The 24,444-nt window shown below is 36.2% G+C and carries 21 protein-coding genes; all 21 read right to left on the bottom strand.

Annotated features, from left to right (window positions below; genetic code table 11):
- Positions 1–3: 3 nt before the first annotated feature.
- The 21 genes from hrcA to frr all read right to left on the bottom strand — a co-directional run bounded on the left by hrcA (position 4) and on the right by frr (position 24,441).
- Complete coding sequence (gene hrcA / locus VIHSUH07_RS06420; protein WP_105084322.1) at positions 4–1,020, bottom strand: heat-inducible transcriptional repressor HrcA; 1,017 nt, start codon at positions 1,018–1,020, stop codon at positions 4–6.
- Between the two features lie 280 nt (positions 1,021–1,300).
- Entirely contained in the window at positions 1,301–1,903 is a 603-nt protein-coding gene (locus tag VIHSUH07_RS06415; RefSeq protein ID WP_105084321.1) for a nitrite/sulfite reductase, read from the bottom strand.
- Positions 1,904–1,984: 81 nt separating this feature from the next.
- On the bottom strand, positions 1,985–3,163 hold the full coding sequence (gene hemW, locus VIHSUH07_RS06410; RefSeq protein ID WP_105084320.1) for a radical SAM family heme chaperone HemW: 1,179 nt from the start codon (positions 3,161–3,163) through the stop codon (positions 1,985–1,987).
- 1 nt (position 3,164) lies between these two features.
- Positions 3,165–4,964 (bottom strand): translation elongation factor 4, encoded by a 1,800-nt coding sequence (lepA, locus tag VIHSUH07_RS06405; protein WP_005380155.1) that lies wholly within the window; start codon positions 4,962–4,964, stop codon positions 3,165–3,167.
- Positions 4,965–5,002: 38 nt separating this feature from the next.
- Positions 5,003–6,064, bottom strand: coding sequence for a tRNA 2-thiouridine(34) synthase MnmA (mnmA, locus tag VIHSUH07_RS06400; protein WP_038123508.1), 1,062 nt, complete (start codon positions 6,062–6,064; stop codon positions 5,003–5,005).
- Positions 6,065–6,262: 198 nt separating this feature from the next.
- Positions 6,263–7,501 carry a methionine gamma-lyase family protein gene (locus VIHSUH07_RS06395; protein WP_060807460.1) on the bottom strand — a complete coding sequence of 413 codons (1,239 nt, stop codon included), beginning with the start codon at positions 7,499–7,501 and terminating at the stop codon, positions 6,263–6,265.
- A gap of 17 nt (positions 7,502–7,518) precedes the next feature.
- Entirely contained in the window at positions 7,519–8,442 is a 924-nt protein-coding gene (miaA, locus tag VIHSUH07_RS06390; RefSeq protein ID WP_105084319.1) for a tRNA (adenosine(37)-N6)-dimethylallyltransferase MiaA, read from the bottom strand.
- On the bottom strand, positions 8,430–9,233 hold the full coding sequence (locus tag VIHSUH07_RS06385) for a class I SAM-dependent methyltransferase (RefSeq protein ID WP_105084318.1): 804 nt from the start codon (positions 9,231–9,233) through the stop codon (positions 8,430–8,432). The genes miaA and VIHSUH07_RS06385 overlap by 13 nt, the downstream gene beginning before the upstream one ends.
- 1 nt (position 9,234) lies before the next feature.
- Complete coding sequence (gene mutL / locus VIHSUH07_RS06380) at positions 9,235–11,193, bottom strand: DNA mismatch repair endonuclease MutL (protein WP_105084317.1); 1,959 nt, start codon at positions 11,191–11,193, stop codon at positions 9,235–9,237.
- Complete coding sequence (gene mutS / locus VIHSUH07_RS06375; RefSeq protein WP_105084316.1) at positions 11,193–13,814, bottom strand: DNA mismatch repair protein MutS; 2,622 nt, start codon at positions 13,812–13,814, stop codon at positions 11,193–11,195. The genes mutL and mutS overlap by 1 nt, the downstream gene beginning before the upstream one ends.
- A 2-nt stretch (positions 13,815–13,816) precedes the next feature.
- Complete coding sequence (gene miaB, locus VIHSUH07_RS06370; protein ID WP_105084315.1) at positions 13,817–15,133, bottom strand: tRNA (N6-isopentenyl adenosine(37)-C2)-methylthiotransferase MiaB; 1,317 nt, start codon at positions 15,131–15,133, stop codon at positions 13,817–13,819.
- Between the two features lie 8 nt (positions 15,134–15,141).
- Entirely contained in the window at positions 15,142–16,020 is an 879-nt protein-coding gene (locus VIHSUH07_RS06365; RefSeq protein ID WP_105084314.1) for an Asp23/Gls24 family envelope stress response protein, read from the bottom strand.
- A 20-nt stretch (positions 16,021–16,040) separates the two neighbouring features.
- Entirely contained in the window at positions 16,041–16,865 is an 825-nt protein-coding gene (locus VIHSUH07_RS06360) for a PHP domain-containing protein (protein ID WP_105084313.1), read from the bottom strand.
- Between the two features lie 176 nt (positions 16,866–17,041).
- Positions 17,042–18,760: a proline--tRNA ligase gene (locus VIHSUH07_RS06355; RefSeq protein WP_105084312.1), complete on the bottom strand. Its 1,719-nt coding sequence runs from the start codon at positions 18,758–18,760 to the stop codon at positions 17,042–17,044.
- Positions 18,761–18,764: 4 nt separating this feature from the next.
- Positions 18,765–19,841: a flavodoxin-dependent (E)-4-hydroxy-3-methylbut-2-enyl-diphosphate synthase gene (gene ispG, locus VIHSUH07_RS06350; RefSeq protein ID WP_005379002.1), complete on the bottom strand. Its 1,077-nt coding sequence runs from the start codon at positions 19,839–19,841 to the stop codon at positions 18,765–18,767.
- A 24-nt stretch (positions 19,842–19,865) separates the two neighbouring features.
- On the bottom strand, positions 19,866–20,882 hold the full coding sequence (rseP, locus tag VIHSUH07_RS06345; protein WP_105084311.1) for an RIP metalloprotease RseP: 1,017 nt from the start codon (positions 20,880–20,882) through the stop codon (positions 19,866–19,868).
- Between the two features lies 1 nt (position 20,883).
- The gene (locus VIHSUH07_RS06340; RefSeq protein WP_016475542.1) at positions 20,884–22,035 is read right to left on the bottom strand and encodes a 1-deoxy-D-xylulose-5-phosphate reductoisomerase; all 1,152 of its coding nucleotides are present in this window, start codon (positions 22,033–22,035) and stop codon (positions 20,884–20,886) included.
- Positions 22,036–22,062: 27 nt separating this feature from the next.
- Positions 22,063–22,884 (bottom strand): phosphatidate cytidylyltransferase, encoded by an 822-nt coding sequence (locus tag VIHSUH07_RS06335; protein WP_105084310.1) that lies wholly within the window; start codon positions 22,882–22,884, stop codon positions 22,063–22,065.
- Positions 22,885–22,887: 3 nt separating this feature from the next.
- Complete coding sequence (locus VIHSUH07_RS06330; RefSeq protein ID WP_105084309.1) at positions 22,888–23,649, bottom strand: isoprenyl transferase; 762 nt, start codon at positions 23,647–23,649, stop codon at positions 22,888–22,890.
- Positions 23,630–23,881 (bottom strand): hypothetical protein, encoded by a 252-nt coding sequence (locus tag VIHSUH07_RS06325; RefSeq protein WP_005383252.1) that lies wholly within the window; start codon positions 23,879–23,881, stop codon positions 23,630–23,632. Before VIHSUH07_RS06325 ends, VIHSUH07_RS06330 begins: the two co-directional genes overlap by 20 nt.
- Complete coding sequence (gene frr / locus VIHSUH07_RS06320) at positions 23,881–24,441, bottom strand: ribosome recycling factor (RefSeq protein ID WP_105084308.1); 561 nt, start codon at positions 24,439–24,441, stop codon at positions 23,881–23,883. Before frr ends, VIHSUH07_RS06325 begins: the two co-directional genes overlap by 1 nt.
- Positions 24,442–24,444 lie beyond the last annotated feature (3 nt).

Raw genomic sequence — 24,444 nt, 5'->3', positions numbered from 1 at the left:
TTTCTATGTTTGATTCCTTGCCATCGTTTCCATTAAATGTTTCATATAGGAAAGCATATTAATAATTCGACTATATTCCATTCGCGTAGGGCCCAATATAGCCAATGTACCAAGTTGATTATTATCTTGAGAAAAATCAGTTTGAATAAGACTCATATCACTTAATGCTTCCATTTGATTTTCTGAACCAATCTTAATTTTAATTGGTTTGTTTGAATTATCTTGCAATATGTGACCTAATTCTTGTTGTTCTTCTAATAATGAAAGTACAGGCTGTACCTTTTCAACCGTTTTAAATTCCGGTTGTCGTAACAACTCAGTAGTACCAACAGAATAAAATAAACGTCGCTTTGTGATGGCCCTTAATAAGGTTTCTCCGATTTGTAATAATACGGATTTTGAACCGTCTATGTGTGCGATAATTGCACTTATTTGAGCCGATGTAATATCACGTAAAAGCTTATTTTGAACGGCATTGCTAAATTGTATAGCTAATCGTTGTAATTCATCAGCTTTCACTGGTGATGTAAAATACATCAATTCATTATCAAGTGCACCGGTTGCAGTTATTACAACCATAACAGCTTGGTGAGCATCAAGAGGTAAAATATGTATATATTTTAACATTGCTTGATCATGTCCAGGGGCTAATAATAAGCTCATACTATGACTGATTTGAGAAACTAATCGAGCCATATGTAATAACATTTCATTGCCAGAAAGCTGCGAATCATTCCATATAGAATGGATTTGTTTCACATCCTCATTCTCCACTGAACCTTGATGCATCATAGAATCAACGTATAAGCGATAGCCTTTTGACGATGGTATTCTACCAGCTGATGTATGAGGTTTTTCTAAATAGCCTAAGTCCTCAAGATCAGCCATTTCGTTTCGCACCGTGGCAGGACTAATACCTAAGTTATAATTTTTAGCAATCGTCCTAGAACCAACAGGCTCAGCAGATTTTACATAATCCTCTATAATCGCTCGTAAGATGCGTTGTTTTCTTTCATCCATAATGACACCTCACTTGTTAGCACTCAAAATATTCGAGTGCTAATCGCATGTATAATATTACCATACAAAAATAAAATGTCAAGTAAAATCATCCTTAAAAACCCTAATAAAATCAGTTTAGTCAAAAAGACAATATAACTTTTATCAAAAATAAGTCAAAAAGACAATCTTCTATTTTACGAAAATTAGTCAAAAAGACAATGTACATCAGTGTTTAGAGCCGTTTGTCAATAAAATAAAAATATGCTCTTAGTTCTTTTTTACTAAGAGCATATTTTTATTATAATTTTTTATTTTCTAGTGGATTACCAAGACGTTCTAATAATTTTCCCATCCGTTCTTTTGGTTCTCCATATTCTGCATACCAATCAATCAATATATCGGCAGCCTTTTTTGCCTGCTCAATAGATAATTTACGCATCAGTATTTTTCCTGCTTCTGGACGCATACCTGTATTACCACCTACAGCAAGCATAAAACCTTGCGATGTGCCGATAAAAGCGATATCTTTTACCATAGAATCCGGGCAGTTACGGCCACAACCACTGATGCCAATTTTACATTTATGACCTGTTTTACGGCCATAATGTTTACGTTCTATATAGTCAGCTAGTTCTTCAGTCTCCATCTGACCGTTTTTACATTTTCCTTTACCTACACAGGCAATTAACGAATTGACACCTCTATGAATAACCGTAGTAACCCCATCAGGTAACTCAGCAATCAATGCCTCTTTATCATCCTTATCAATACCTGTAATTTGTATACCAGTCACCACATGTCTAAAGGAACCACCGTATTTTTCAGCTAATGATATACATGCTTTCATTTGGTCCAAAGAAAATTCATTATGTAATCCATGTATTATAACAGATGTCTTCATCTTTCCTCCTAAATAAGCATGCATATTCATCATCATCCTATTTATCCTAACATGTTACTTATTGAGAAACTATGAGAAATCTTACTCTTTTATGAATTGACTAAATACATAATTCCCATGCTTAGCACCTTCTGGCGTAAGATAATATAAGTTGCCATCTTGTATAATTAAATTCTTTTCAATTAAATTATCTAAAATAGAGCCATATATATCTTCTAATCGTATATTAAATCTGTCAGCAAAATCGACTGTATTGATTCCCCACTTGGTTCGCAAGCTTAAAAAACAATAATCTTCTCTAGCTCTTTTGGAATCGATAACTTCCTCATCTACAACAGGAAATTCAAAGCAGTCTATTTTTCTAGCATAAGGCATGACATTGCGATTATTAGCTCTTCTTACACTATCAAAAAATGAATGAGCACCAGCACCAAAACCTAAATAATCACAATATTGCCAATATTTTAGATTATGTTTACTATAGGCTTTATCTTTCGCAAAATTGGATATTTCATAACGCTCAAATCCCAAATCTTGAATCCCTTGCATCATCATGTCATACATCGTATCCTCTGTTGATTCATCAGGTAAAGAAATGACTCCTTTATCAACCAAATAATATAATCGTGTTCCTTGTTCTACTTGTAAACCATAGGTAGAAATATGATTAATAGGCAATGTACTAACAATATCTAAATTTTTATTAATTTCATCAGTTGTTTGATTCGGTAATCCATATATTAAATCGATATTAATATCTTGAAAGCCTTCCTTAAAAGCCCATTGAACTGCATTTATAGCATCCTCACGATTGTGACTTCTATGTAAACTTACTAGAGATTTATCATTAAAAGTTTGAACCCCAAAACTGATACGAGAGAATCCTAACTTATGCAGCCCCTTTAGATAAGCCTGATCTACCTCTCCAGGATTTGATTCGATGGTAAACTGACAATCAGGAGATACATTATAGGTAGTTTTAATGGTATTCAAAATTTGTTCTAACTGTAATAAGGATAATTCCGTCGGTGTACCGCCTCCAAAATAAACAGTATCTACAAGTTTAGTACGAGATTTAGGATATGCATCACCGAACATAGTCATTTCTTGAACCAAGGCATACAGATATGTATCGTAATATTCCTCTAAATTTTGATACGCTGGAAAGTCACAATATATACATTTTTGTTTGCAAAACGGGATATGGATGTATATCCCCATATCCCGCGGTACAAACAAATCGTTACGATTTGTTTCCATATTAATCTTCTACCTTTAAAATTGCCATAAATGCTTCTTGTGGAATCTCTACAGAACCAACTGCTTTCATGCGTTTCTTACCGGCCTTTTGTTTTTCTAAGAGTTTACGTTTACGAGAAATATCGCCACCATAACATTTTGCTAAAACGTCTTTACGCCAAGCTTTTACAGTTTCACGAGCTACAATTTTTGTGCCTACTGCTGCTTGAATAGGAATTTCAAACATTTGACGAGGAATTAATTCTTTTAATTTCTCAGCTAATGCACGGCCACGTGTAGCAGCGCGATCCTTATGAACGATGATAGATAATGCATCTACAGGTTCTCCATTTAACAGGATATCCATCTTAACCATTGGAGATTGTTTATAACCAATCAATTCATAATCAAGAGATGCATACCCCTTTGTAGCAGATTTTAATTTATCAAAGTAATCATAAATGATTTCGCTCAATGGTAAGTGATATACAACGGATACACGCGTTTCATCCAAGTATTCCATGGATTGATATTCGCCACGTTTATCTTGAGACAATTCCATAATAGTACCAACAAAATCCTTAGGTACAATGGTCGTAGCCTTAACATATGGTTCTTCAATATAATCGATTTCCGTTGGAGGTGGTAACTTAGCAGGATTATCCACTTCTAGCATTTCCCCATTTGTTTTATATACCTTGTAATTAACAGATGGAGCCGTAGTGATAAGTGTTAGATTATATTCACGCTCTAAGCGCTCTTGAATAACATCCATATGTAGTAAGCCTAAGAAACCACAACGGAAACCAAAGCCGAGAGCCAAGGATGTTTCTGCTTCATATTCTAAGGCAGCATCATTAAGCTGTAATTTTTCTAATGCATCACGAAGATTTTCGTAGTCTTTAGACTCTGTAGGGTAGAGACCACAATATACCATAGATACAGCCTTGCGATAACCTGGTAATGGTTCAGGTGCAGGATTATCAGCTAATGTTACCGTATCACCTACGTGACAGTCAGCTACATTCTTAATACTTGCTGCAATGCAACCTACAGAACCACATGGTAATTCTTGGACAGGCACAAGATTTGGTGTAAAGATACCGAGCTCAGTTACATCAAAATCCTTATTATCATGCATCATACGAATGGTATCTTTTGTTTTAATAGTACCTTCTTTTACGCGCACATAAGCAATAGCACCTTTATAAGCATCAAAGCGGCTATCAAAAATCAACGCTCTTGTTGGTTCATCAGATTTATCTGGTGGTGCAGGCACCTTATTTACAATGGCTTCTAAAATATCTGGAATGCCAATGCCAGATTTAGCAGAACATAATACTGCTTCTGATGCGTCTAAACCAATGATATCTTCAATTTCATGTTTAACCCGATCAGGATCGGCAGAAGGCAAATCTATTTTGTTGATAACAGGAATAATCTCAAGATCATGTTCTAAAGCGAGATACACGTTTGCCAACGTTTGCGCTTCTACACCTTGTGCAGCATCTACAACGAGTAATGCCCCTTCACAAGCTGCAAGAGAACGAGATACTTCATAGCTGAAATCCACATGGCCCGGCGTATCAATAAGGTTCAAAATGTATTCTTCACCATCTTGAGCCTTATACAAAATACGAACAGATTGCGCTTTAATAGTAATACCACGTTCTCGTTCCAAATCCATGGAGTCTAGGACTTGCGCTTCCATTTCTCGTTTTTGTAATGTACCAGTATATTCAATTAATCTATCAGCGATGGTAGATTTACCATGGTCGATATGAGCTATAATACAGAAGTTTCTAATCTTTTTCGTTGACATACTATATGAACAAGTTCAAGGAACTTGTATTCTCCTTTCTAACATACGCGATCGATAACAGCACCTCCTAATAATTGAGTGCCATTATAAAAGGCTACGGACTGACCTGGTGTAATAGCCCGTTGTGGTTCATCAAAGATAACCTCCATCGTATCGTCGTCTAAGATACGTGCCGTACAAGGCGATGGATTGGCTGCGTAACGAATTTTACCTTCCGCCTTTAACTCTTTATGGATTGTATCATCTAAGAAATTATAAAACTTACAAATCATACGATTTGTAAAAAGTCGTTCATTAGGTCCTACAATAACTTCATTACGTTCACCATTAAAGCCAATAACATATAAAGGATGTTTATAAGCAATGCCTAGTCCTTTACGTTGACCAATCGTGTAATTGAATAAACCCGTATGCTTTCCTAATATTTCACCATCTTCAGTAACAATATTACCAGATTTTGGTTTGGTTTTCATTTCTTCTACTACAAGTTTTTGATAATTACCATGCGGTAAGAAACAAATATCTACACTGTCTGGTTTCTTAGCTACTGGCAAATCATATTCAGCAGCTAATTTACGTGTTTCTGTTTTACATTGGCCACCCAATGGGAACATAAGATGACTCAAAATACGTTGATTCATATTATACATAACATAGCTTTGATCTTTAGTTGGGTCAACACCTTTATGCAATTCATATAAACCAGTGTCTTCATTATAATTAACCTGTGCATAGTGACCGGTTACCATATGTGTTGCACCAAGTTCAAGGGCTCGATTGAGCATCAAATCAAATTTGATATTTTTATTACAGAATACACAAGGATTTGGTGTACGACCATAGGCATATTCTTTTACGAAATAATCTACTACATTCTCGTAGAATACATCGCGAGCATCGATAACATGATGCTCAATACCAAGAAAATCACACATTTTCTTAGCATCTGTTACGGCAAGAGGCACCTCATCATACGGTGTCCCACTCACCCATAGCCATAGGGTAATACCAAATACTTTATAGCCTTGTTTTAGTAGCATTGCAGCAGTCAAAGAACTGTCTACGCCGCCACTCATAGCTACAGCGATAACTTTTTCCATACTTTCTCCTTTTAATGATCTCTTGATCATAAAACTAATCAGGGTGAAAGCCTGACGTGTAAAACACTAGTTCGGTGTAAAAGTCCGAGTAGTATTGCTATGAAATTATAGCAACTTATATTATAGCCTAGAACGAGGTATATTGAAAAGATTTGAAACAAAAGAATCTCTTCCCATCAAAGAAAGAGATTCTAATTATTATCTATGTTTTAATAATTCCTCTGCCGCACCTAAAATGCCGAGCATAGAATGTTCAAATACAAGACCACCTTGCATGAAGATTGTATATGGAGGGCGCACAGGACCATCAGCACTAAGTTCAATAGATGACCCTTGTACAAAGGTACCGCCAGCCATGATAATTTTATCTTCATAACCAGGCATATCCCCAGGAATTGGATGCACATGCGCATCTACAGGAGAGTAAGCTTGCATGCCTACACAGAAATGCTCCATTTCCTCGCCATTTTTTAAATTGATGGCTTGAATCAAATCATAACGCGCTGCATCTACCTTAGGAAATACTTCATATCCTAATAATTCGCCTACCGCAGCTGTATACACAGCACCTTTAAGGGCTTGTAATACTACATGAGGAGCCATAAATAGGCCTTGGAAGAATAGACGATAGCCAGGAGCATAAGAACCCATATGATCACCAAGCCCTGGGGCCGTCAATTGATATGATGCATCTTCAACTAAATCCTCACGGCCCACGATATAGCCACCGGTTGGTGCTAAACCACCGCCAGCATTTTTGATGAGAGATCCTGCCATGATATCAGCACCGGCCTCTAATGGCTCTTGAAGCTCTGTAAATTCACCGTAACAATTATCTACAAAGCAAATGGTTTCTGGATTCTTAGCTTTCACAACATCAACGATCGCTTTAATATCCGCAATCGACAATGGCTCACGAGTACTATACCCACGAGAACGTTGGATAACCACAGCACGTGTATTGGAATTAACAGCCTGTCCTATAGCGTCCAAATCATAGGTATTATTGTTTAGTGGCACTTCTGTATAGGTAAAACCTTTTTCAATCAATGAACCCTTAACAGGACGAGTATAGCCAATAACGGATTGCATGGTATCATAAGGAGCTCCAACGGCATAGATAAATTCAGTTCCTTTAGAGCCATTTCCCATAATAGCCATCAGTGTAGTGGCTAATGCGTGAGTACCCGATACAAAATGTGGGCGCACGAGAGCCTTTTCGCCTTTAAATACATAGGCAAATACTTCATCTAATTTTTCACGGCCTACATCGTTATAACCATAACCGGTTGTGCCTGTAAAATGATAGTCAGATACTTGACACTCTTTAAATGCTTCTAATACCTTTTTCGTATTTGCTAATGCAATAGGTTCAAACTTTTTAAATTGTGGTTCAGCCATTTCAAGGGCTTTACTACGTATTTCTTCTAATGTCATTCTCTATCCTTTATCTATTAAAATCTTGAGTCAATTATATTACAAGCCATACCATAAATTTCGGCTTCTGTTGTTTGTGAGTCTATGGTAATCCATTCTATATACGGCATACGTTTATACCACGTAATTTGTCGTTTTGCAAAGTGACGCGTATTTTTCTGAATTAAATCTACACATGCGTCATAACTGATTAATCCTTCTAAATACTGAACAACCTCTTTATAGCCAATACCTTTAAAAGCCTGACAGTTTGGATTCACTCCTTTTATTAGTAACTGTTTGACTTCATCAACGAGACCTTTTTCAAACATGATTTCTACGCGACGATTAATTCGATCATATAAATCACTGCGTTCACGTTGTAATCCAATAACAGGTCCCTCATAGGATAGACCGTCTTTTGTCTGACTTGTTAATGCATCAAAATCACCAGCCGTCATTAATTCAATGGCGCGATATAATCGATGTTTATCAGTAAATCTTATGTTTATATGGCCAACCTTTGCTAACTCATTAGCACGATGACGTAACCCATCTATTCCTTGATTAGCATATAGTTCATCTAATTCTGCTCTAAGTTCAATATTGGGTTTAATATCATTGAAGTTATAATTCTCCAATAACGATTGAACATATAAACCTGTTCCACCCGATAGAATCGGCAATATCTGATTTTGATTTAACGAATCAATTAATGTCCTAGCCTGTTGCTGAAAAATTGATACACTGTAATCATCATTAGGATCTAATATATCAATAAGATGATGTGGAACTATAGATAATTCATCAGCAGTAGGTTTAGCGGTGCCTATATTCAAATGTTTATATACCTGATACGCATCACCAGAAATCACTTCGCCATTATAGCCTTTAGCCAATGCTAATGTTAAGTCAGTCTTACCTACAGCTGTAGGACCTACAATTGTTATTAATTTTTCCATTGTAACCCCTTATTACAGTAAACACCATATCCTATACGACTATACTTGCCGCCCACCCATGTGGATGGTGGGAAATCTTTAAATACAGAACTAAACGGTCGTTCTTTAATAATAAAACCTAATCGACAAACGCGCCTAGCTTCCTGAATCACAGAATCTGTGATTCTACCTTCCGAAGTATGCCCACGCAACGGTTTAAATTGAGGACTTTCTTCAATAGGAACTTCAAACATAGGGTCAAAATATAATATATCTACACTATCGTTAGGTAGCCCCTGTAAAAAGCTTTCAAAATTATCATGACGAGCATCAATACGACGTAGTGCATTTGTTACAGTCATATCCTCATGAGTATAATGTTTCAATCCAAACCATGTAGATAGCCATATAGGATATGACGCTTCTAATCCTATAATATGTGCATTAGGGAATGCATAGGACATGATAATACTATCACTGCCAAGGCCTAGTGTACAATCAACTATAGATATGGAATTAGATGATTCAGTTGTTAACAATTCTATAGCGTTTACAAGGTGGTCATCATCTCCGCGTTGTAAGCGTAAAATACGCAATTGAGCCATGGATAAATGAAATCTATGTTCCTGTTCTTCATTAAAATGAATTGTCAATTGATTCTTAGAAACAACCGCAATAGGTGTATCCTCTAATAATAGTTCAGAAATAGGTCTCTTTTGACGATTTAGATATACTAAATCTAATGATTTAGCTAATTCTTTTGTTTCTTCTTTTATCGCTGAAGACGCTTTTTGTGAAGTAGTAATAATCATATTAAGACCTTAAGAATAACTTACCCAATTCATCAGGTGTAAATTTAATAATTGTTGGGCGACCATGAGGACACACATAAGGTTTATCTGTATGGAATAAATCTTCAATAAGTGTTGTCATTTGGTACATATTAAGATTATGTCCAGATTTAATGGCACCCCTACAAGATGCATAAGCTAGCATTTCATGACGCAATTGAGCTTTAGTAGGCTGTTCATGGTCATGCAAAAAAGTAAATACATAAGATAAAATTTCCTGAGCTTTACTTTCTACTAGATCTACAGGTGCACCAACTAATTTGATTTGATTAGGCCCGCCAAGCTCTACTTCAAAACCTAAATCCAACAAAGCGTCCTGTTCATTCTCAACAAGATTCATTTCATCCTCTGTAGCATTGCTATAAGTCGGTACAAGCAGGCTTTGCATTGGTATAGCTTCCGAAGATTTACACAAACGATCATAACGGACACGTTCGTGTGCTGCATGCTGATCTATAATATATAAATCATCACCTTTTTTGGCTAATATATAACATGATGCAACCTGCCCCATTGGTAAAAAGCCTGATTTTTGTATATCTCTAGACTCATCTTCTATATGCTGTTCTTGTATTTGATGGAATTTCTCTTTATCTTCTGCCGTATAGCTAGTATAAGCTGTAGGAACTGATGTAAATGAGGATTCCTCAAATGTTTCCTGTTCATACGTTGCTTTTGGAGCTGGTGGTGTAAATCCTTTTTCTTTTAAGGCATCTACAAAATCGCGTGTATCCTGACGTAATACCTCATATCCCTTAGTGCGCCGTCCGCCAAAAACCTTATCATAGTCAATGGCTGTAGCAATATGTTCAGCCGTATCATTATGATCACTCAAAACTTGTGGAGCTTGGTACGAGTTATAGCCACTACCTTGTGATTCAGTTTCTAAAGGTTGAGTAAACGATGATGATTCACGTTCATACCGTTCATGAAGAGGGTTATTTAAGGCATTTAGAATTGCATGATAAACAGCTTTAAATATGATTTTATCATCTTCGAATTTAACTTCACTCTTCCGAGGATGTACATTGATATCCACCATACTAGCCGGTACAGTTATATGTAGTAAAACCAATGGATATCCAGATTTTGGTAATAATGCATGGTACGCATTATCTATGGCTTTCAAAATTGTTTTATCTGATATAACTCGATTATTGACAATAATCGTCTGCCAAATACGCGTGCTTTTTAACAATGTTGGTTTTGATACAACACCTTCAATATAGATATGTTCACTTTCATAAGCGATAGGAAATATATCATTCTTGGTCTTATAACCGTATAATGCAGCCACTGTATCTTGTATTGAGCCAGTTCCTGGTGTAATGATGGCTACACGATCATCAATAGTTAATTTAAAAGCAATATGCGGATTACTTAATGCCAATTTACCAACAATGTCTTGAATTTTAGATGATTCAGTTCGTTCAGTTTTAAGAAATTTACGACGAGCTGGTGTATTAAAAAATAATTCCTTCACTTCAATTGTCGTACCAGGTGCTGCACCATAAGGAATACAATCAGTAAAGGTTCCTCCATCGATGAGGATACGTGTACCAAGTTCTTGGTCTACAGTTCTAGTAGTCAAAACAAAATGAGAAACAGAGGCGATACTCGCCAAAGCCTCTCCTCTAAACCCTAAGGATGCAATATCGAATAAATCCTCTACATTTTGAATCTTAGAGGTAGCATGGCGCAAAACTGCAAGGCGGGCATCTTCTTCTGTCATCCCCTTGCCATTATCAGTAATGCGCATATATGCACTACCACCTTCGCCAATTTCCACTTCAATCGATGTAGCACCAGCATCAATAGAGTTTTCAATCAGTTCTTTTACAACTGATGCGGGACGTTCTACAACCTCACCAGCTGCTATTTTATTGATTGTAGTTTCATCCAAAACATGTATGGTTGCCATTATTTACCGCCTCCATTACGCGCCTCTGCTTGTAACTGATGAATTGCATTTAGCGCCTCTATAGGTGTCATCGTATTAACATCTATAGCTAACAAGGAATCCACAACAGAATGGGTAAATAAATTACCAAAATCATCTTGTTCGATAGATGGTTTTGTATACTTAACAACAGAATCTGATGTTATAACGCGATTATTTAAATCATCAGTGTCGGTATTTTGTTCCTCTAAGGATTCAAGAATCACTTCCGCACGTTTTAAAACTTGCGCTGGTAAACCTGCTAATTTTGCTACATGAATACCATAGCTTCTGTCTGCACCACCCCTAATGATGCGGCGCAAAAAGGCAATATCTTTCCCTTTTTCCTTAACAGCCACCGTATAATTCTTTAATCGTGGATATACGTCTTCTAATGGAATCAATTCATGATAATGCGTAGCAAACAATGTTTTAGCATGAATATGTTTACAAATATGCTCTACAACTGCTTGCGCAATACTCAAACCATCAAAGGTACTGGTACCACGACCGATTTCATCAAGAATAATTAAACTTTTAGATGTAGCATTTTCAAGAATATATGCTACCTCCTTCATTTCAACCATGAAAGTACTTTGACCTGTAGAAATATCATCACTAGCACCTACACGTGTAAATACACGATCTACAGGAGAAATGGTAGCCTCCCTAGCAGGAATGAATGACCCAATTTGAGCCATAATCATAAGTATCGCAATTTGTCTCATATAGGTAGATTTACCAGCCATATTAGGGCCTGTAATAAGCATAAATTCATCATCATCATGATTGAGTAATACATCATTAGGCACGAAAACTTCGCGCTTTAAGAATTTTTCTATTACCGGATGACGCCCATCGCGTATATTGATTTGTCCATTCATTACGATATTAGGACAAATATAATTTGATTCATACGCTACGGTTGCTAATGAGGCGAGTACATCTAGTTCCGCTAAAGCCCTTGCTGTTTCCTGTACACTTTTAATAACACCCTTAATTTGATTACGTAAATCTTGATATAATTGCTGTTCTAAGGCAACAATTTTTTCCTTGGCACTTAGAATTTTAATTTCAAATTCTTTTAAATCAGGTGTAATATAACGCTCTGCATTGACTGTGGTTTGTTTCCGAATAAAATAGGCCGGTACCTTATCGATTTGTGCCTTACTAACTTCAAAGAAGTATCCGAACACTTTGTTATACTTAGTTTTAAGCTTTAAACCGGTTTCTTCTTTTGCCTTATCTTCCAATTTTTGAAGCCACACTTCACTATTAGTAGCTAAAGAACGGAGTTCATCTAACTCTTCATTATAACCATCTCGTATTACACGGCCATCTTTTAATGTTAAAGCAGGTTGCTCCGCAATCGCTCGATTTAATAAATCATAAATATCAGCATGATTATTAATCCGCTCATTAATGGATGTTAGAGATAATCCAGAAAACTCTTTAAGAAGTTGTTTAATATGTGGCAATACTTGTAGAGATTCACGGAGAGATGTGAAATCTCGCGGAGATACTGAGCCTGTCTCAATACGGCCTACAATACGTTCAAAATCATAAATGCAATCTAAATAACTTTGTATTTCACAGCGTTCTCCATTTCGTGTGATTAGTTCTGCAACGGCTGCTTGACGACGTTGAATATGTGGAATATCCGTAAGCGGACTTTCTAGCCATTGTTTTAATAATCGAGCGCCCATTGGTGTTAAGGTGCGATCTAATATATCTAATAAGGTTCCTTTTACACCACCATCCCGTAAATTATGGGTGATTTCTAAATGGCGCAATGAAGATGTATCTAAAATCAAACGATTACCTACATCCATTTGATGAACGTAATTGATATGGGAGATTTCAGTTTTAATAATATCCTGTAAATATAAGAGCATAAAGCCTAATGCGGCCAGTACATCCTCCTCCATAAGGCCCATATCTTGAAAGTGATTATTTGCTAATCGAGATGCATCTGAAGCACATTCAAAGGAAGAAAATGGAGATAGCACAACATTATTAAATTGATTTTGCAAGAAATCTATTATAGGTTGTGGCAGATTAGTGCCTTCTGGAATAATAATTTCTGCTGGTCTATACATACTTAAGGAATCATATATTTGACTGATATTATCTTGAGACACGCGGTCCCAAATAACCTCCCCAGTTGATACATCAGAGAATACAAGAATCCACGCTTCCTTAACCATATAGAATAATGCTAAAAAGTTATTACTTCGTGCATCATTACCATTTTCTGTCATTACGGTTCCCGGTGTAATGACTTGGATTACATCACGTTTTACGATGCCCTTTACAGCCTTTGGATCCTCAAGTTGCTCACATATAGCGACCTTGTACCCTTTTTTTACTAATGTTTCAATATAGCTTTCAGCAGCATGAAAAGGAACGCCACACATAGGTGTTCGTTCCTCGTTGCCTGTAGGTCTACCTGTTAAGGTAATATTCAATTCTCGAGATGCAATTAGTGCATCCTCGTTAAATAATTCATAAAAATCACCAAGGCGGAAAAATAAGAGTTCATCACTATGTCGCGATTTAATTTCTAAATATTGCTCCATCATTGGTGTTAATTTTGTTGCCATTCTTACCCCTTTTGAATGGTGCCGTAGCAGACCCATGTTTGTGCTTTATCAATATAGGCTGGTACAGTATCACCAATAGTTAACTCATCATCTTTTGGGAATAGTACCATCTTATTCCCAGACGTACGGCCAAACCACATGGTTTCATCTTTAGCACTTGGACCTTCTACAATAATATCAAATATATGACCTTCCATAGCTTTGTTAAGTTCTAAGGAAATTTCATTTTGAATATCCATCAATTGTTGCAAACGAACACGTTTTACCTCCTCAGGAACTTGTTCCTCCATAGTAGCAGCAGGCGTACCAGAACGTTTGGAATAAATAAATGTATAAGCCATATCGTAGCGAACATCTTTTAATAATTGAAGCGTCTGTTCAAAATCTTCCTCAGTCTCCCCAGGAAAACCTACGATAATATCGGTTGTCACAACTACATTTTTAATTTTTTCTCTACAATAAGATAATAATTCTTTATAATGTTCCACCGTATAATGGCGATTCATCTTCTTTAAAATTCTATCAGAACCGGATTGAATTGGTAAATGTAAATGCGTAACGATATTACTAGAGCGCCCCAATGCATCAATCATTGATTTGGTCATATCTTGAGGATGACTCGTCATATAACGAATACGTTCGATGCCTGGGATATGATCAAGGGTATCTACTAATGTGCCAAAATCGGTACCATCTTTAAAATCTAAGCCATAGGAATTTACATTTTGTCCTAACAACGTAATTTCCTTAAACCCTTTTGCACCCAACTCTGTTACTTCTTTTACAATTGCTTCTACGGGACGGCTAATTTCGCGACCGCGCACATGAGGAACGATGCAATAAGTACAAAATTTATTACAACCATTCATAATCGGTACCCAAGCAAAAAATGTACCATTAGGTTTTGCCTGTAATTCTGGAAGTACTGTATTATCCATGTCAACATTGATTTGATGCTTATGGGTACGTTGAACCTCAGCAATCATTTCATTAATATGTTGAATATTATGAGTACCTAGGACAATATCGATATGAGGTGCGCGTTTAAACATTTCAGCTTGATTTTTTTGTGCCATACAACCTGTAATAGCAATGATCAAATTTTTATTTTTTTGTTTTAAACGTTTTAATTCACCGATACGACCAAATACTTTCGTTTCTGCCGTTTCACGTACTGCACAGGTATTCAATAATATTAAATCTGCCGATTCTACATCATCGGTCGGTATATAACCTACTGTTTCAAGTTGATGTGAAAGACGCTCAGAATCAGCGGTATTCATTTGACAACCATAGGTATATATATAATATGACTTCATTCTATCTCCTAAATATGTTTTATAATCTTACGTTTTGTTTCTACAATATTTTTTACTTTTATAGACATCCGCTCTACAGACATGCCCGTAATATATTCTAATTCGTTGCGTACAGATTTTTGTACCTGTTGCATCAGTGTTTTAACTGGATGACCTTGTTCAATAACAACTGACATATCTAATATTAAACCATTCTGCCCTTTAGAGCTCTTTTTGAAAGCGATGTCTGATGAGGCATCAACACCAGGAACCTTTTTTAGGCCATTTCTAATTAATTTAATGATGACATCATCATCAAATGTTAGACGACCATAATAACTAAAGGCTGGTCTAACAACGGAACGTTCAAAGCCTTCAGATCCAATTTGACCAATTTTATCAGGATCTTGTTTACGCAATGTACGTCGTCTCCAAATCGTCTTAATTGGATCGATAAGATATCCTTTAAAGTGAGGCTTTAATTCCATGGTTGGCACAGGAATAATATGCTTACCTTCCTTTAAACGAGCATACTGTGCTTTTTCAATTTCTTTAGGGGTTGCCACATCTTCGATGCGAATATATCGATCTGGTTCTTGAATCCCCAATGCCTTTGTAATTTTTTTGACCATATTATCGGATGTACCGATAATCATCAATCGATTCGGCTTGATAACATCTAATTGACTACGAACCTCTTTAACTTGAACCGGATCTTGAAATATAGCACGACGAACAGCCTTTAATCGGCTAGATTCTTTTTTGGCAGAAAATCCAGCTACAATTTTATTATCATGAATTAAAATACCATCATCAATAATGCATTCCACACTATTTTCATGAGCTAGTACGAGAGCCCGATGACTTTTACCGGTCCCACTACCACCTACAAAAGCAATAACTTCCATAGTACACCTCACATCTATAATTACGCAGATATACAACGTATGCGTTCGATAAATTGATTTACTAGATTACTATCTACAACATATTCACCTAAATGATAAGGGTATCGATTAGGTATTCCATGATAATCAGAACCACCTGTAACAAATAAATTTCGTTCTTTTGCCATGGTTAAATATTTTACTTCATCATCATAATTATGTTTAGAATGATATACTTCTACACCATCAAAACTATAGTTTAATAGTTCCGCGACATACTCATCATTACGGACTAATTTTGGATGCGCTAATACAGCTAGTCCATTTGCATTATGAATAATATCTAATATTTCTGGAACTTCTAATTTTACTTTAGGTATATAACACGGGCTTTTTGAATTTAATATACCGTCAAATACATCTTGTACATCTTTGGCATAGCCATGATCTATTAATAATCTAGCAACATGTGGTCTGCCATAGGACTTAGTATTTGGATATAAATTTTGTAATTCAGAAAAAGAAATGTCATAGCCATGAGCAATACATCGACTAATAATTTCTTTTATTCTTGATTCACGTTTTTCTTTAAAAAATTCAATGAATTTCCGTAATCCTTCATCATGATGATTAAATCCATAACCTAAGATATGAATATCCTTACCTTTATAGTGACCACTGAACTCACAACCTGTAATAATTTGAATAGAACTATTATTTTGTAACATTACATCTATACCAGCAATTTCATCGTGATCAGTTAATGCAATCATTTCCAAATCAGCTTCAATAGCATGCTGTAATAGCTGTTCTGGTGTTTCTACACCATCAGAAAATGTAGAATGCATATGAAAATCTACACGCATAATTACCTCCAAATTATTACATTACCCTATCATTTTATTATGACTTATTCCGCTTGTTTATTCAAGTTTTTACAAGGTATTAACTAAAAGTTTTCAATATGAAATTGAATGAATTCATATATATATAAATATAAAAATTGCGATTCCAATGAGCTTTCACTAGAATCGCAATTTAATTATAATTGGCTCAATAATTCTTGTACCTTGTTAGATACTTCATCGATTGGACAATTAATAGCTTCACCTGTTTTACGAACGCGGATTTCAACCTCATTACTTTCCAACGTATTTTTACTTACTGTAATACGTAATGGGTAGCCAATAAGATCAGCATCTTTAAACTTAACACCAGCCCGATCTTTACGGTCATCTAATAATACATCTACTTTATTGTTTAACAATGTATCGTAAATAGATGTACTTGTGGATATTAGAGCTTCATCTTTTGCGTTAATAGGAACAATAACTACTTCAAATGGAGCTATAGCACGAGGCCAAATAATACCATTTTCATCATGATATTGTTCAATAGCTGCAGCTAATGTACGGCTAACGCCAATACCATAACAGCCCATAACCATTGCATTAGGACGACCATTTTGATCAAGGTATGTAGCTTGTAAACTTTCAGAATATTTAGTACCTAACTTAAATACTTGGCCTACTTCGATACCTTTACTGTATTCTAAAGGACTATGGCATTCAGGGCACACATCGTCTTTAGTAATCAAACGAATAGGTGCTACGATAATATCTTCTGTATTAAAATCGCGTTTAGGATTGATATTGATGTAATGAGCATCAGCTTTATTGGCACCACCACAAACATTGTAAGTTTCCATAACAGATTCATCTACAACAATAGCAAAATCATCAGTTTGTTTAAGACCTACTGGGCTGATAAAGCCAGCTGTCAATCCAACCTTCTCCAATTGTTCAGGTGTTGCCATTTCAGGCTCTACAGAACCATTAACAGCATGTTGAACAGCCACTTCGTTCACATCATGATCACCACGAACCATAGCTAGAATTACTTTATCTTCAATAGCATATACTACTGCTTTAATAGTTTTTTCCAAAGGTAAATTGAGCATTTCTGCAACAGCTTCAATAGTAGATGCATGAGGTGTATCTACTACTTCTAATTCTTTTAATGCTTCTTCTACTTGCTTCATAATGCCAGGTTTACCGATTTCAATATTCGCTGCATAGTCACAAGCGGAACAGTGAATAATATCTGCTTCACCGGCTTCAGCAATAGCCATAAATTCATGGGTATTGCTACCACCAATAGCACCGCTATCTGCTTCTACAGGTCTAAAAGTAAGACCGCAACGAGTAAAAATACGACTATATGCATCATACATATTTTTGTAAGAAACATCTGCAGCTGCATCATCAATGTCAAAGGAGTAACCATCCTTCATGATAAATTCGCGGCTACGCATTAAACCATATCGTGGACGACGTTCATCGCGGAATTTACTTTGGATTTGATAAAGATTAACTGGTAATTGACGATATGAATTAATTTCATTTTTTACCAATGTTGTAATCATTTCTTCATGAGTTGGTCCTAAGCAGTACTCCACATCATGGCGGTCATTGATACGCATCATTTCAGCACCATACGCATTCCAACGGCCAGATTCTTTCCAAATCTCTGCTGGTTGCAAAATAGGCATCATAATCTCTTGTGCACCAGAACGGTCCATTTCTTCGCGAATGATAGCTTCAATTTTTTTGATGCTTCGCCAGCCCAAAGGTAAAAAACTATATAAACCATTAGCAACCTTACGCATAAAACCTGCGCGCAACATAAGCTGTTGACTTACCACATCTGCATCAGATGGAACTTCCCGCAATGTTGGGGCATATAATTTACTGGCTAACATACAATTACTCCTTATCAATTGTTTCTAAATATTGATCTATTTCTCTAAATAAAGTATCTACTAGTTCAGATTCGGGTACGGTTTTTAAAACTTCCCCTTTTCTGAATACGATACCTTGACCTTTGCCACCGGCAATACCAAAATCGGCTTCCCTAGCTTCACCAGGTCCATTAACGACACATCCCATTACGGCAACCTTAATAGGTGCAGAAATGGATGCTAGACGTTCTTCTACAATGCTTGCCATATCAAATAAATTAACTTGGCAACGACCGCATGTTGGGCATGAAATCATGGTAGCTCCAAAGTTTCTAAGACCTAAATTGCTTAGAATACTTTTACCCACCTCAATTTCATGAATAGGGTCACCTGTTAAGGATACGCGCAAGGTATCACCGATACCATCTAATAGCAATGCACCAATACCCATAGCCGATTTAATCGTACCTTGTTTAATGGTACCGGCCTCAGTTACACCTAGATGCAATGGATATGGTATTTTATCGGAAAGCTTTCTATAAGCTTCTACCATAAGTGGTACTTCGGTAGCTTTAATAGAAATCTTCATTTGTTTATAGTCCAATTTCTCTAAAATACGTACGTGTTCCAATGCGGTCTCAACCATACCATCAGCTGTTGGATGACCTCCATAAGCGTCTAATATATGTTGTGGTAAAGAACCAGCATTGACACCAATCCGAATTGGAATTTGCTTAGGTTTAGCCTTTTCAATAACGGCCAACACCTTATCCTCTCCACCGATATTGCCTGGATTAATTCGAAGGCCATCTACATTATTGTCAATGGCTTCTAATGCTAATTTATAATCAAAATGAATATCTGCTATAAGAGGAATGGTTATTCCTGCACGTACCGCTTTTAATGCTTTTGCAGATTCCATTGTAGGAACTGCAACTCGAACTAATTCACAACCAGCATCAGCTAATCGATTGATTTCAGCAATCGCCTTTTCCGTATGTACAGGATCAGTAGTAATCATTGACTGAATACTAACAGGTGCATAGTCGCCAATTTTTACATTGCCTACATAGATACCATTTGTTGGTTTTCTAGTAATCATATATAACTCCTAACTATGACTTATTTATAGTAATTGTAGTATATCTTTTGCAGTAGCATATACAAATATTGTAACTAATAACGCAATACCAATCATTTGAATATACATCAAAGCTTTAGCCGGTAATTTACGTCTTGTAATGGCCTCTATTAAAATGATGATGAGATGCCCACCATCAAGAACTGGTAACGGCAAAAGATTGATAACACCTAAATTAATACTTAGCAATGCAGCAAAACTCAATAGAGGTGCAAAGCCTTGTTGAGCTATAGAACCTGCCATATGTGAAATGCCAACTGGTCCAGATACTTCAGCCTGCTCTGTACCTACAACCATTTCACGTAGTCCATCTACCATAGCTACAATAATATATCCTGTTTTCTGAACAGCTAGTATGAAAGAATCCCCTATACTATGAGGTATTGTTTCATACGCTTGATATATACCTAACTTTGGTGTACCCTTTTCCATCTTTGGAATTACAGTAGTTTCAACTGTTTCACCATTACGATTTACTACAACGGTAACACCGTGATTAGCTGTGCCTTTCAAACGTTCAGAAATCTCAGACCACTTGGAAATAGGTTGGTTGTCAATGGAAAGTATAATGTCTCCGCCCTGTAATTTTCCTAAATCTGCAGCACCACCTGTAATAACACTGCCAATTATAGGCTTATCAGTAGAAACCATTGTCCCCACTGTAGCATTTAGGCCGAAATAAATGACTATAGCCAATAAGAAATTAAAAATAGCACCAGCAGAAATAACAATAAGTTTTTTATAAGCTGGTTTTGTATAGAATGAACCATCATCTAATGGCTCATCAGGTGTCATTCCAGCGATGCGATTGAAACCACCTAACGGAATACAACGAACAGAGTATAAGGTCTCGCCATACTGTTTTTTTAGCAAAACAGGACCAAAACCAATAGCAAATTCATCAACACGCATGCCCGATAATTTTGCAGTTATAAAATGACCTAATTCATGAATAAACACGATTAGACCAAATACAAATATTGTGGCTAAAGCCGTAATCATACTATCTCCTATTTATAAATTCTGAAGCTTTTATGCGAGCCCATTGATCGATAGCTAGTAAGTTATCGAGAGTAAAATCATCATCTCTTCCCATGGATTCCAAAACAGCGGTAACGATTTTATAGATATCGCTAAATATGATTTTTCCATCTAAAAATGCATATACGGCAGTTTCATTAGCTGCATTAAATACGGCTGGCTTAAAACCACCAATTTTACCAACTTCATATGCTAAATTTAAAGCAGGAAAATCATCCACTCTAGGAGGCATAAACTCAAGAGTGAGTAATTCTTTAAAGTCCAAATGTTTCATATCAAGGTGCATCCGTTTAGGATATGTTAAAGCATATTGAATTGGTTCACGCATATCAGGATTACCCATTTGTGCAAGGATAGCACCATCATTTAAACGAATCATAGAATGAATAATACTTTGAGGGTGAACCACCACATCGATATGATCAAAATCAAAGTCGAATAACCAATGGGCTTCAATTACCTCTAGCCCTTTATTAAATAAAGAAGCAGAATCAATAGTAATTTTGCTACCCATATTCCATGTAGGATGTTTTAAACAATCCTCTGCCGTAGCAGAAGCAATACGTTCACTAGACCAGGTTCGAAGTGGCCCACCTGAAGCAGTTAATATCAATGAATCTACATTCGATTTAGCTTGTCCTTCCAAACATTGGAAAATAGCACTATGTTCACTGTCTATAGGTAAAATAGCAACATTATATTCCTTAGCAAGTGCCGTAATTAAAGGTCCACCTGCTACCAATGTTTCTTTATTGGCAAGGCCGATAGTCTTGCGGGCCTTAATGGCCTCTACAGTTGGCTCAATACCAACAGCACCAACAATTGCCGTAACCACCATAGTAGCTTCTTGAATTGTGGCTGCACTAATCAAAGCTTCTTTACCACCTATAATTTTAGTGGAACCATGATAACGTTCTTTAAGAAGCATATATGCTTGTTCATCAACTACACCAGCTATTAATGGATTAAATTCATTAATTTGTTGTTCTAATAAATCAATATTACGGTGAGCAACTAATGCAACGGCTTTAAATTGGTCAGGATGTTGCTTAATAACATCTAATGTTTGTGTACCAATTGAGCCAGTGCTTCCCAATATACTTACATACTTCATAAAAGCCTTCTTTTCTGTTTATGTTTATTATGCAAAACATAAAATTAATAATAATGTAACCGGTGCGGTAAACATTAAACTATCAAAACGATCTAAAACCCCACCATGACCAGGTAATAGTGTACCTGAGTCTTTTACATTACATAATCGTTTTAATTTAGATTCAAATAAATCACCTAAAGGTGCTAATACACCACAAATGATACCAACATAGGCACCTATATAGACTGGTATATGACTGATTACAGCATACACAATACCAGTTACAACACAGCCGATAAAACCGCCAATAAAACCTTCTAATGTTTTATTAGGACTTATGGACGGTACAATTTTACGTTTACCAAATGCACGACCGGCAAAGTACGCAAAGGTATCGCTAGCCCATGTTGAAAACAATAATAACCATAGCATAACTACGCCCCAACTTTCACCAACAATAGGCATTGTTAATGAACTATAGAGCCAGTCATGACGAATCAATAATAATGAGCCTAGTCCCATTACTATATATAGCAAACCAAATAAGCTATAAGAAACGCTACTCATAGAATATGTATTTTCACCAAATGTACACATTAGATAATTGGAAATAATAGCGAATACAAAGCAAGCCATACTTACTGTATAACTACCAAACCACAAGGATATCATGATAGCGATAATTGAAAGGTATCCCCACAATACCGGTACACGAACATGTTTAGCCTTACTTAGCAGTGTAAATTCTCGCCATCCAATAAGTGCTAATAATGTAATGAGTATATCATATGTTAAGCCACCTAGTGTAATGGCACCTAATGCAATGATAAACCCGATAACTGCAGTTATAACACGTGTTTTAAGCATCGATTATTCCTCTTGCAAGCCACCAAAACGACGTTCTCGTTTTTGATAGGCTGCTATAGCTTCTAATAATGTTTCTTTTGTAAAATCTGGCCAATGTAAATCAGTAAACCAAAATTCGGCATATGCTAACTGCCATAATAAAAAGTTACTAATACGATAATCTTTGCTAGGACGTATTAGTAAATCGACATCACTAAACTCTTGCGTATACAAATGACTGCTAACATATTGTTCAGTAATATCTTGAACTGCAAGTTGTCCCTCTAACACAGAGTGTGCTATTCCTTGTACAGTCCGTACTATCTCATCACGCCCACCATAATTAATAGCTAATTGTAAGGTTAGGCCTGTATTATTCTTAGTTAATGCTTCGGAATCAGAAATAATCGTTTGTAATTCTTCTGAAAGTCCTTGAATATATCCAATGAAACGTATACGAACATTATGTTCATGCATATATTGTACGTTTTTTTGTAAATATTCTTTAATCAAGGCCATCAAAAGAGAAACCTCTTGCTCAGGCCGTTTCCAGTTCTCCGTTGAGAATCCATATACTGTTAATGCTTTAATACCGATTTCATCAGCAGCAATAACAATTTCTTTTAATACATCAGCACCTGCTCGATGTCCCATTGACCGAGGCATGCCACGACGCTTTGCCCAACGTCCATTGCCATCCATAATAATAGCTACGTGACGAGGCACATTGTGTTCATCTATATTAACTGTAGATGAGGTATGGCGTTTAAATAGTTTCCTCAGCATACATTACCTCCAGAGTATGTCCAAAATCACTTGCAACCATAGGTCTATATAGAATGATATGAAGCATATCCTCAGATTCAGTGATTCTTGCGACATAATAGCCTTCAGAGGCTATCTCAAAAAAGCGATTAAAATTATCGCCTATTATTACCTTAAAAGGAATATGGGCAGCCTGCAATTGAGACTTTGCAAGCTGCCAAGGCATTCCAATAAGACTACTAGAATTAGTCATTATACTTCTAATACGTCCTTTTCTTTAACGGCTTTCAATTCATCGATTTGTTTAATCTTTTTATCCGTTAATTTCTGAATTTGATCTAAACCATCTTTAGCATCATCTTCAGTAATCGTTTTAGCTTTTTCTTCTTTTTTCAATGCATCATTAGCATCACGACGAATGTTACGAACTGCTACCTTTGCATCTTCAGCTTTCTTATGAACTACTTTAACAATTTCTTTACGACGTTCTTCTGTTAATTGAGGAATTGTCAAACGAATAGCCGTACCATCATTACCTGGGTTTAATCCCAAATCTGATTGTAAAATAGCTTTTTCAATAGCACCAATCATGGATTTATCCCATGGTGCAATTAAAATCATACGAGGTTCTGGTACAGAAATATTAGCTACTTGATTAATTGGCGTAGGAGATCCGTAATAATCAACCATCACCTTATCAAGTAATGCAGTACTAGCACGACCGGTACGAATAGAAGCAAATTCATGCTTTAAAGAATCGATGGACTTATTCATACGTTCTTCTTGTTGTTGCATTAATTCTTTTAATTCCATAGT

The organism is Veillonella sp. T34266-5, from assembly GCF_002959815.1.
GTDB classification, from domain to species: domain Bacteria; phylum Bacillota; class Negativicutes; order Veillonellales; family Veillonellaceae; genus Veillonella; species Veillonella atypica.
This window is presented reverse-complemented; position numbering and strand designations above follow the sequence as displayed.

What these genes read in the sequence shown, in the direction of transcription:
- hrcA (WP_105084322.1), bottom strand. Translation starts at nt 1,020, where the DNA reads ATGGATGAAAGAAAACAACGCATCTTACGAGCGATTATAGAGGATTAT.
- VIHSUH07_RS06415 (WP_105084321.1), bottom strand. Translation starts at nt 1,903, where the DNA reads ATGAAGACATCTGTTATAATACATGGATTACATAATGAATTTTCTTTG.
- hemW (WP_105084320.1), bottom strand. Translation starts at nt 3,163, where the DNA reads ATGGAAACAAATCGTAACGATTTGTTTGTACCGCGGGATATGGGGATA.
- lepA (WP_005380155.1), bottom strand. Translation starts at nt 4,964, where the DNA reads ATGTCAACGAAAAAGATTAGAAACTTCTGTATTATAGCTCATATCGAC.
- mnmA (WP_038123508.1), bottom strand. Translation starts at nt 6,064, where the DNA reads ATGGAAAAAGTTATCGCTGTAGCTATGAGTGGCGGCGTAGACAGTTCT.
- VIHSUH07_RS06395 (WP_060807460.1), bottom strand. Translation starts at nt 7,501, where the DNA reads ATGACATTAGAAGAAATACGTAGTAAAGCCCTTGAAATGGCTGAACCA.
- miaA (WP_105084319.1), bottom strand. Translation starts at nt 8,442, where the DNA reads ATGGAAAAATTAATAACAATTGTAGGTCCTACAGCTGTAGGTAAGACT.
- VIHSUH07_RS06385 (WP_105084318.1), bottom strand. Translation starts at nt 9,233, where the DNA reads ATGATTATTACTACTTCACAAAAAGCGTCTTCAGCGATAAAAGAAGAA.
- mutL (WP_105084317.1), bottom strand. Translation starts at nt 11,193, where the DNA reads ATGGCAACCATACATGTTTTGGATGAAACTACAATCAATAAAATAGCA.
- mutS (WP_105084316.1), bottom strand. Translation starts at nt 13,814, where the DNA reads ATGGCAACAAAATTAACACCAATGATGGAGCAATATTTAGAAATTAAA.
- miaB (WP_105084315.1), bottom strand. Translation starts at nt 15,133, where the DNA reads ATGAAGTCATATTATATATATACCTATGGTTGTCAAATGAATACCGCT.
- VIHSUH07_RS06365 (WP_105084314.1), bottom strand. Translation starts at nt 16,020, where the DNA reads ATGGAAGTTATTGCTTTTGTAGGTGGTAGTGGGACCGGTAAAAGTCAT.
- VIHSUH07_RS06360 (WP_105084313.1), bottom strand. Translation starts at nt 16,865, where the DNA reads ATGCGTGTAGATTTTCATATGCATTCTACATTTTCTGATGGTGTAGAA.
- VIHSUH07_RS06355 (WP_105084312.1), bottom strand. Translation starts at nt 18,760, where the DNA reads ATGTTAGCCAGTAAATTATATGCCCCAACATTGCGGGAAGTTCCATCT.
- ispG (WP_005379002.1), bottom strand. Translation starts at nt 19,841, where the DNA reads ATGATTACTAGAAAACCAACAAATGGTATCTATGTAGGCAATGTAAAA.
- rseP (WP_105084311.1), bottom strand. Translation starts at nt 20,882, where the DNA reads ATGATTACGGCTTTAGCCACAATATTTGTATTTGGTCTAATCGTGTTT.
- VIHSUH07_RS06340 (WP_016475542.1), bottom strand. Translation starts at nt 22,035, where the DNA reads ATGAAGTATGTAAGTATATTGGGAAGCACTGGCTCAATTGGTACACAA.
- VIHSUH07_RS06335 (WP_105084310.1), bottom strand. Translation starts at nt 22,884, where the DNA reads ATGCTTAAAACACGTGTTATAACTGCAGTTATCGGGTTTATCATTGCA.
- VIHSUH07_RS06330 (WP_105084309.1), bottom strand. Translation starts at nt 23,649, where the DNA reads ATGCTGAGGAAACTATTTAAACGCCATACCTCATCTACAGTTAATATA.
- VIHSUH07_RS06325 (WP_005383252.1), bottom strand. Translation starts at nt 23,881, where the DNA reads ATGACTAATTCTAGTAGTCTTATTGGAATGCCTTGGCAGCTTGCAAAG.
- frr (WP_105084308.1), bottom strand. Translation starts at nt 24,441, where the DNA reads ATGGAATTAAAAGAATTAATGCAACAACAAGAAGAACGTATGAATAAG.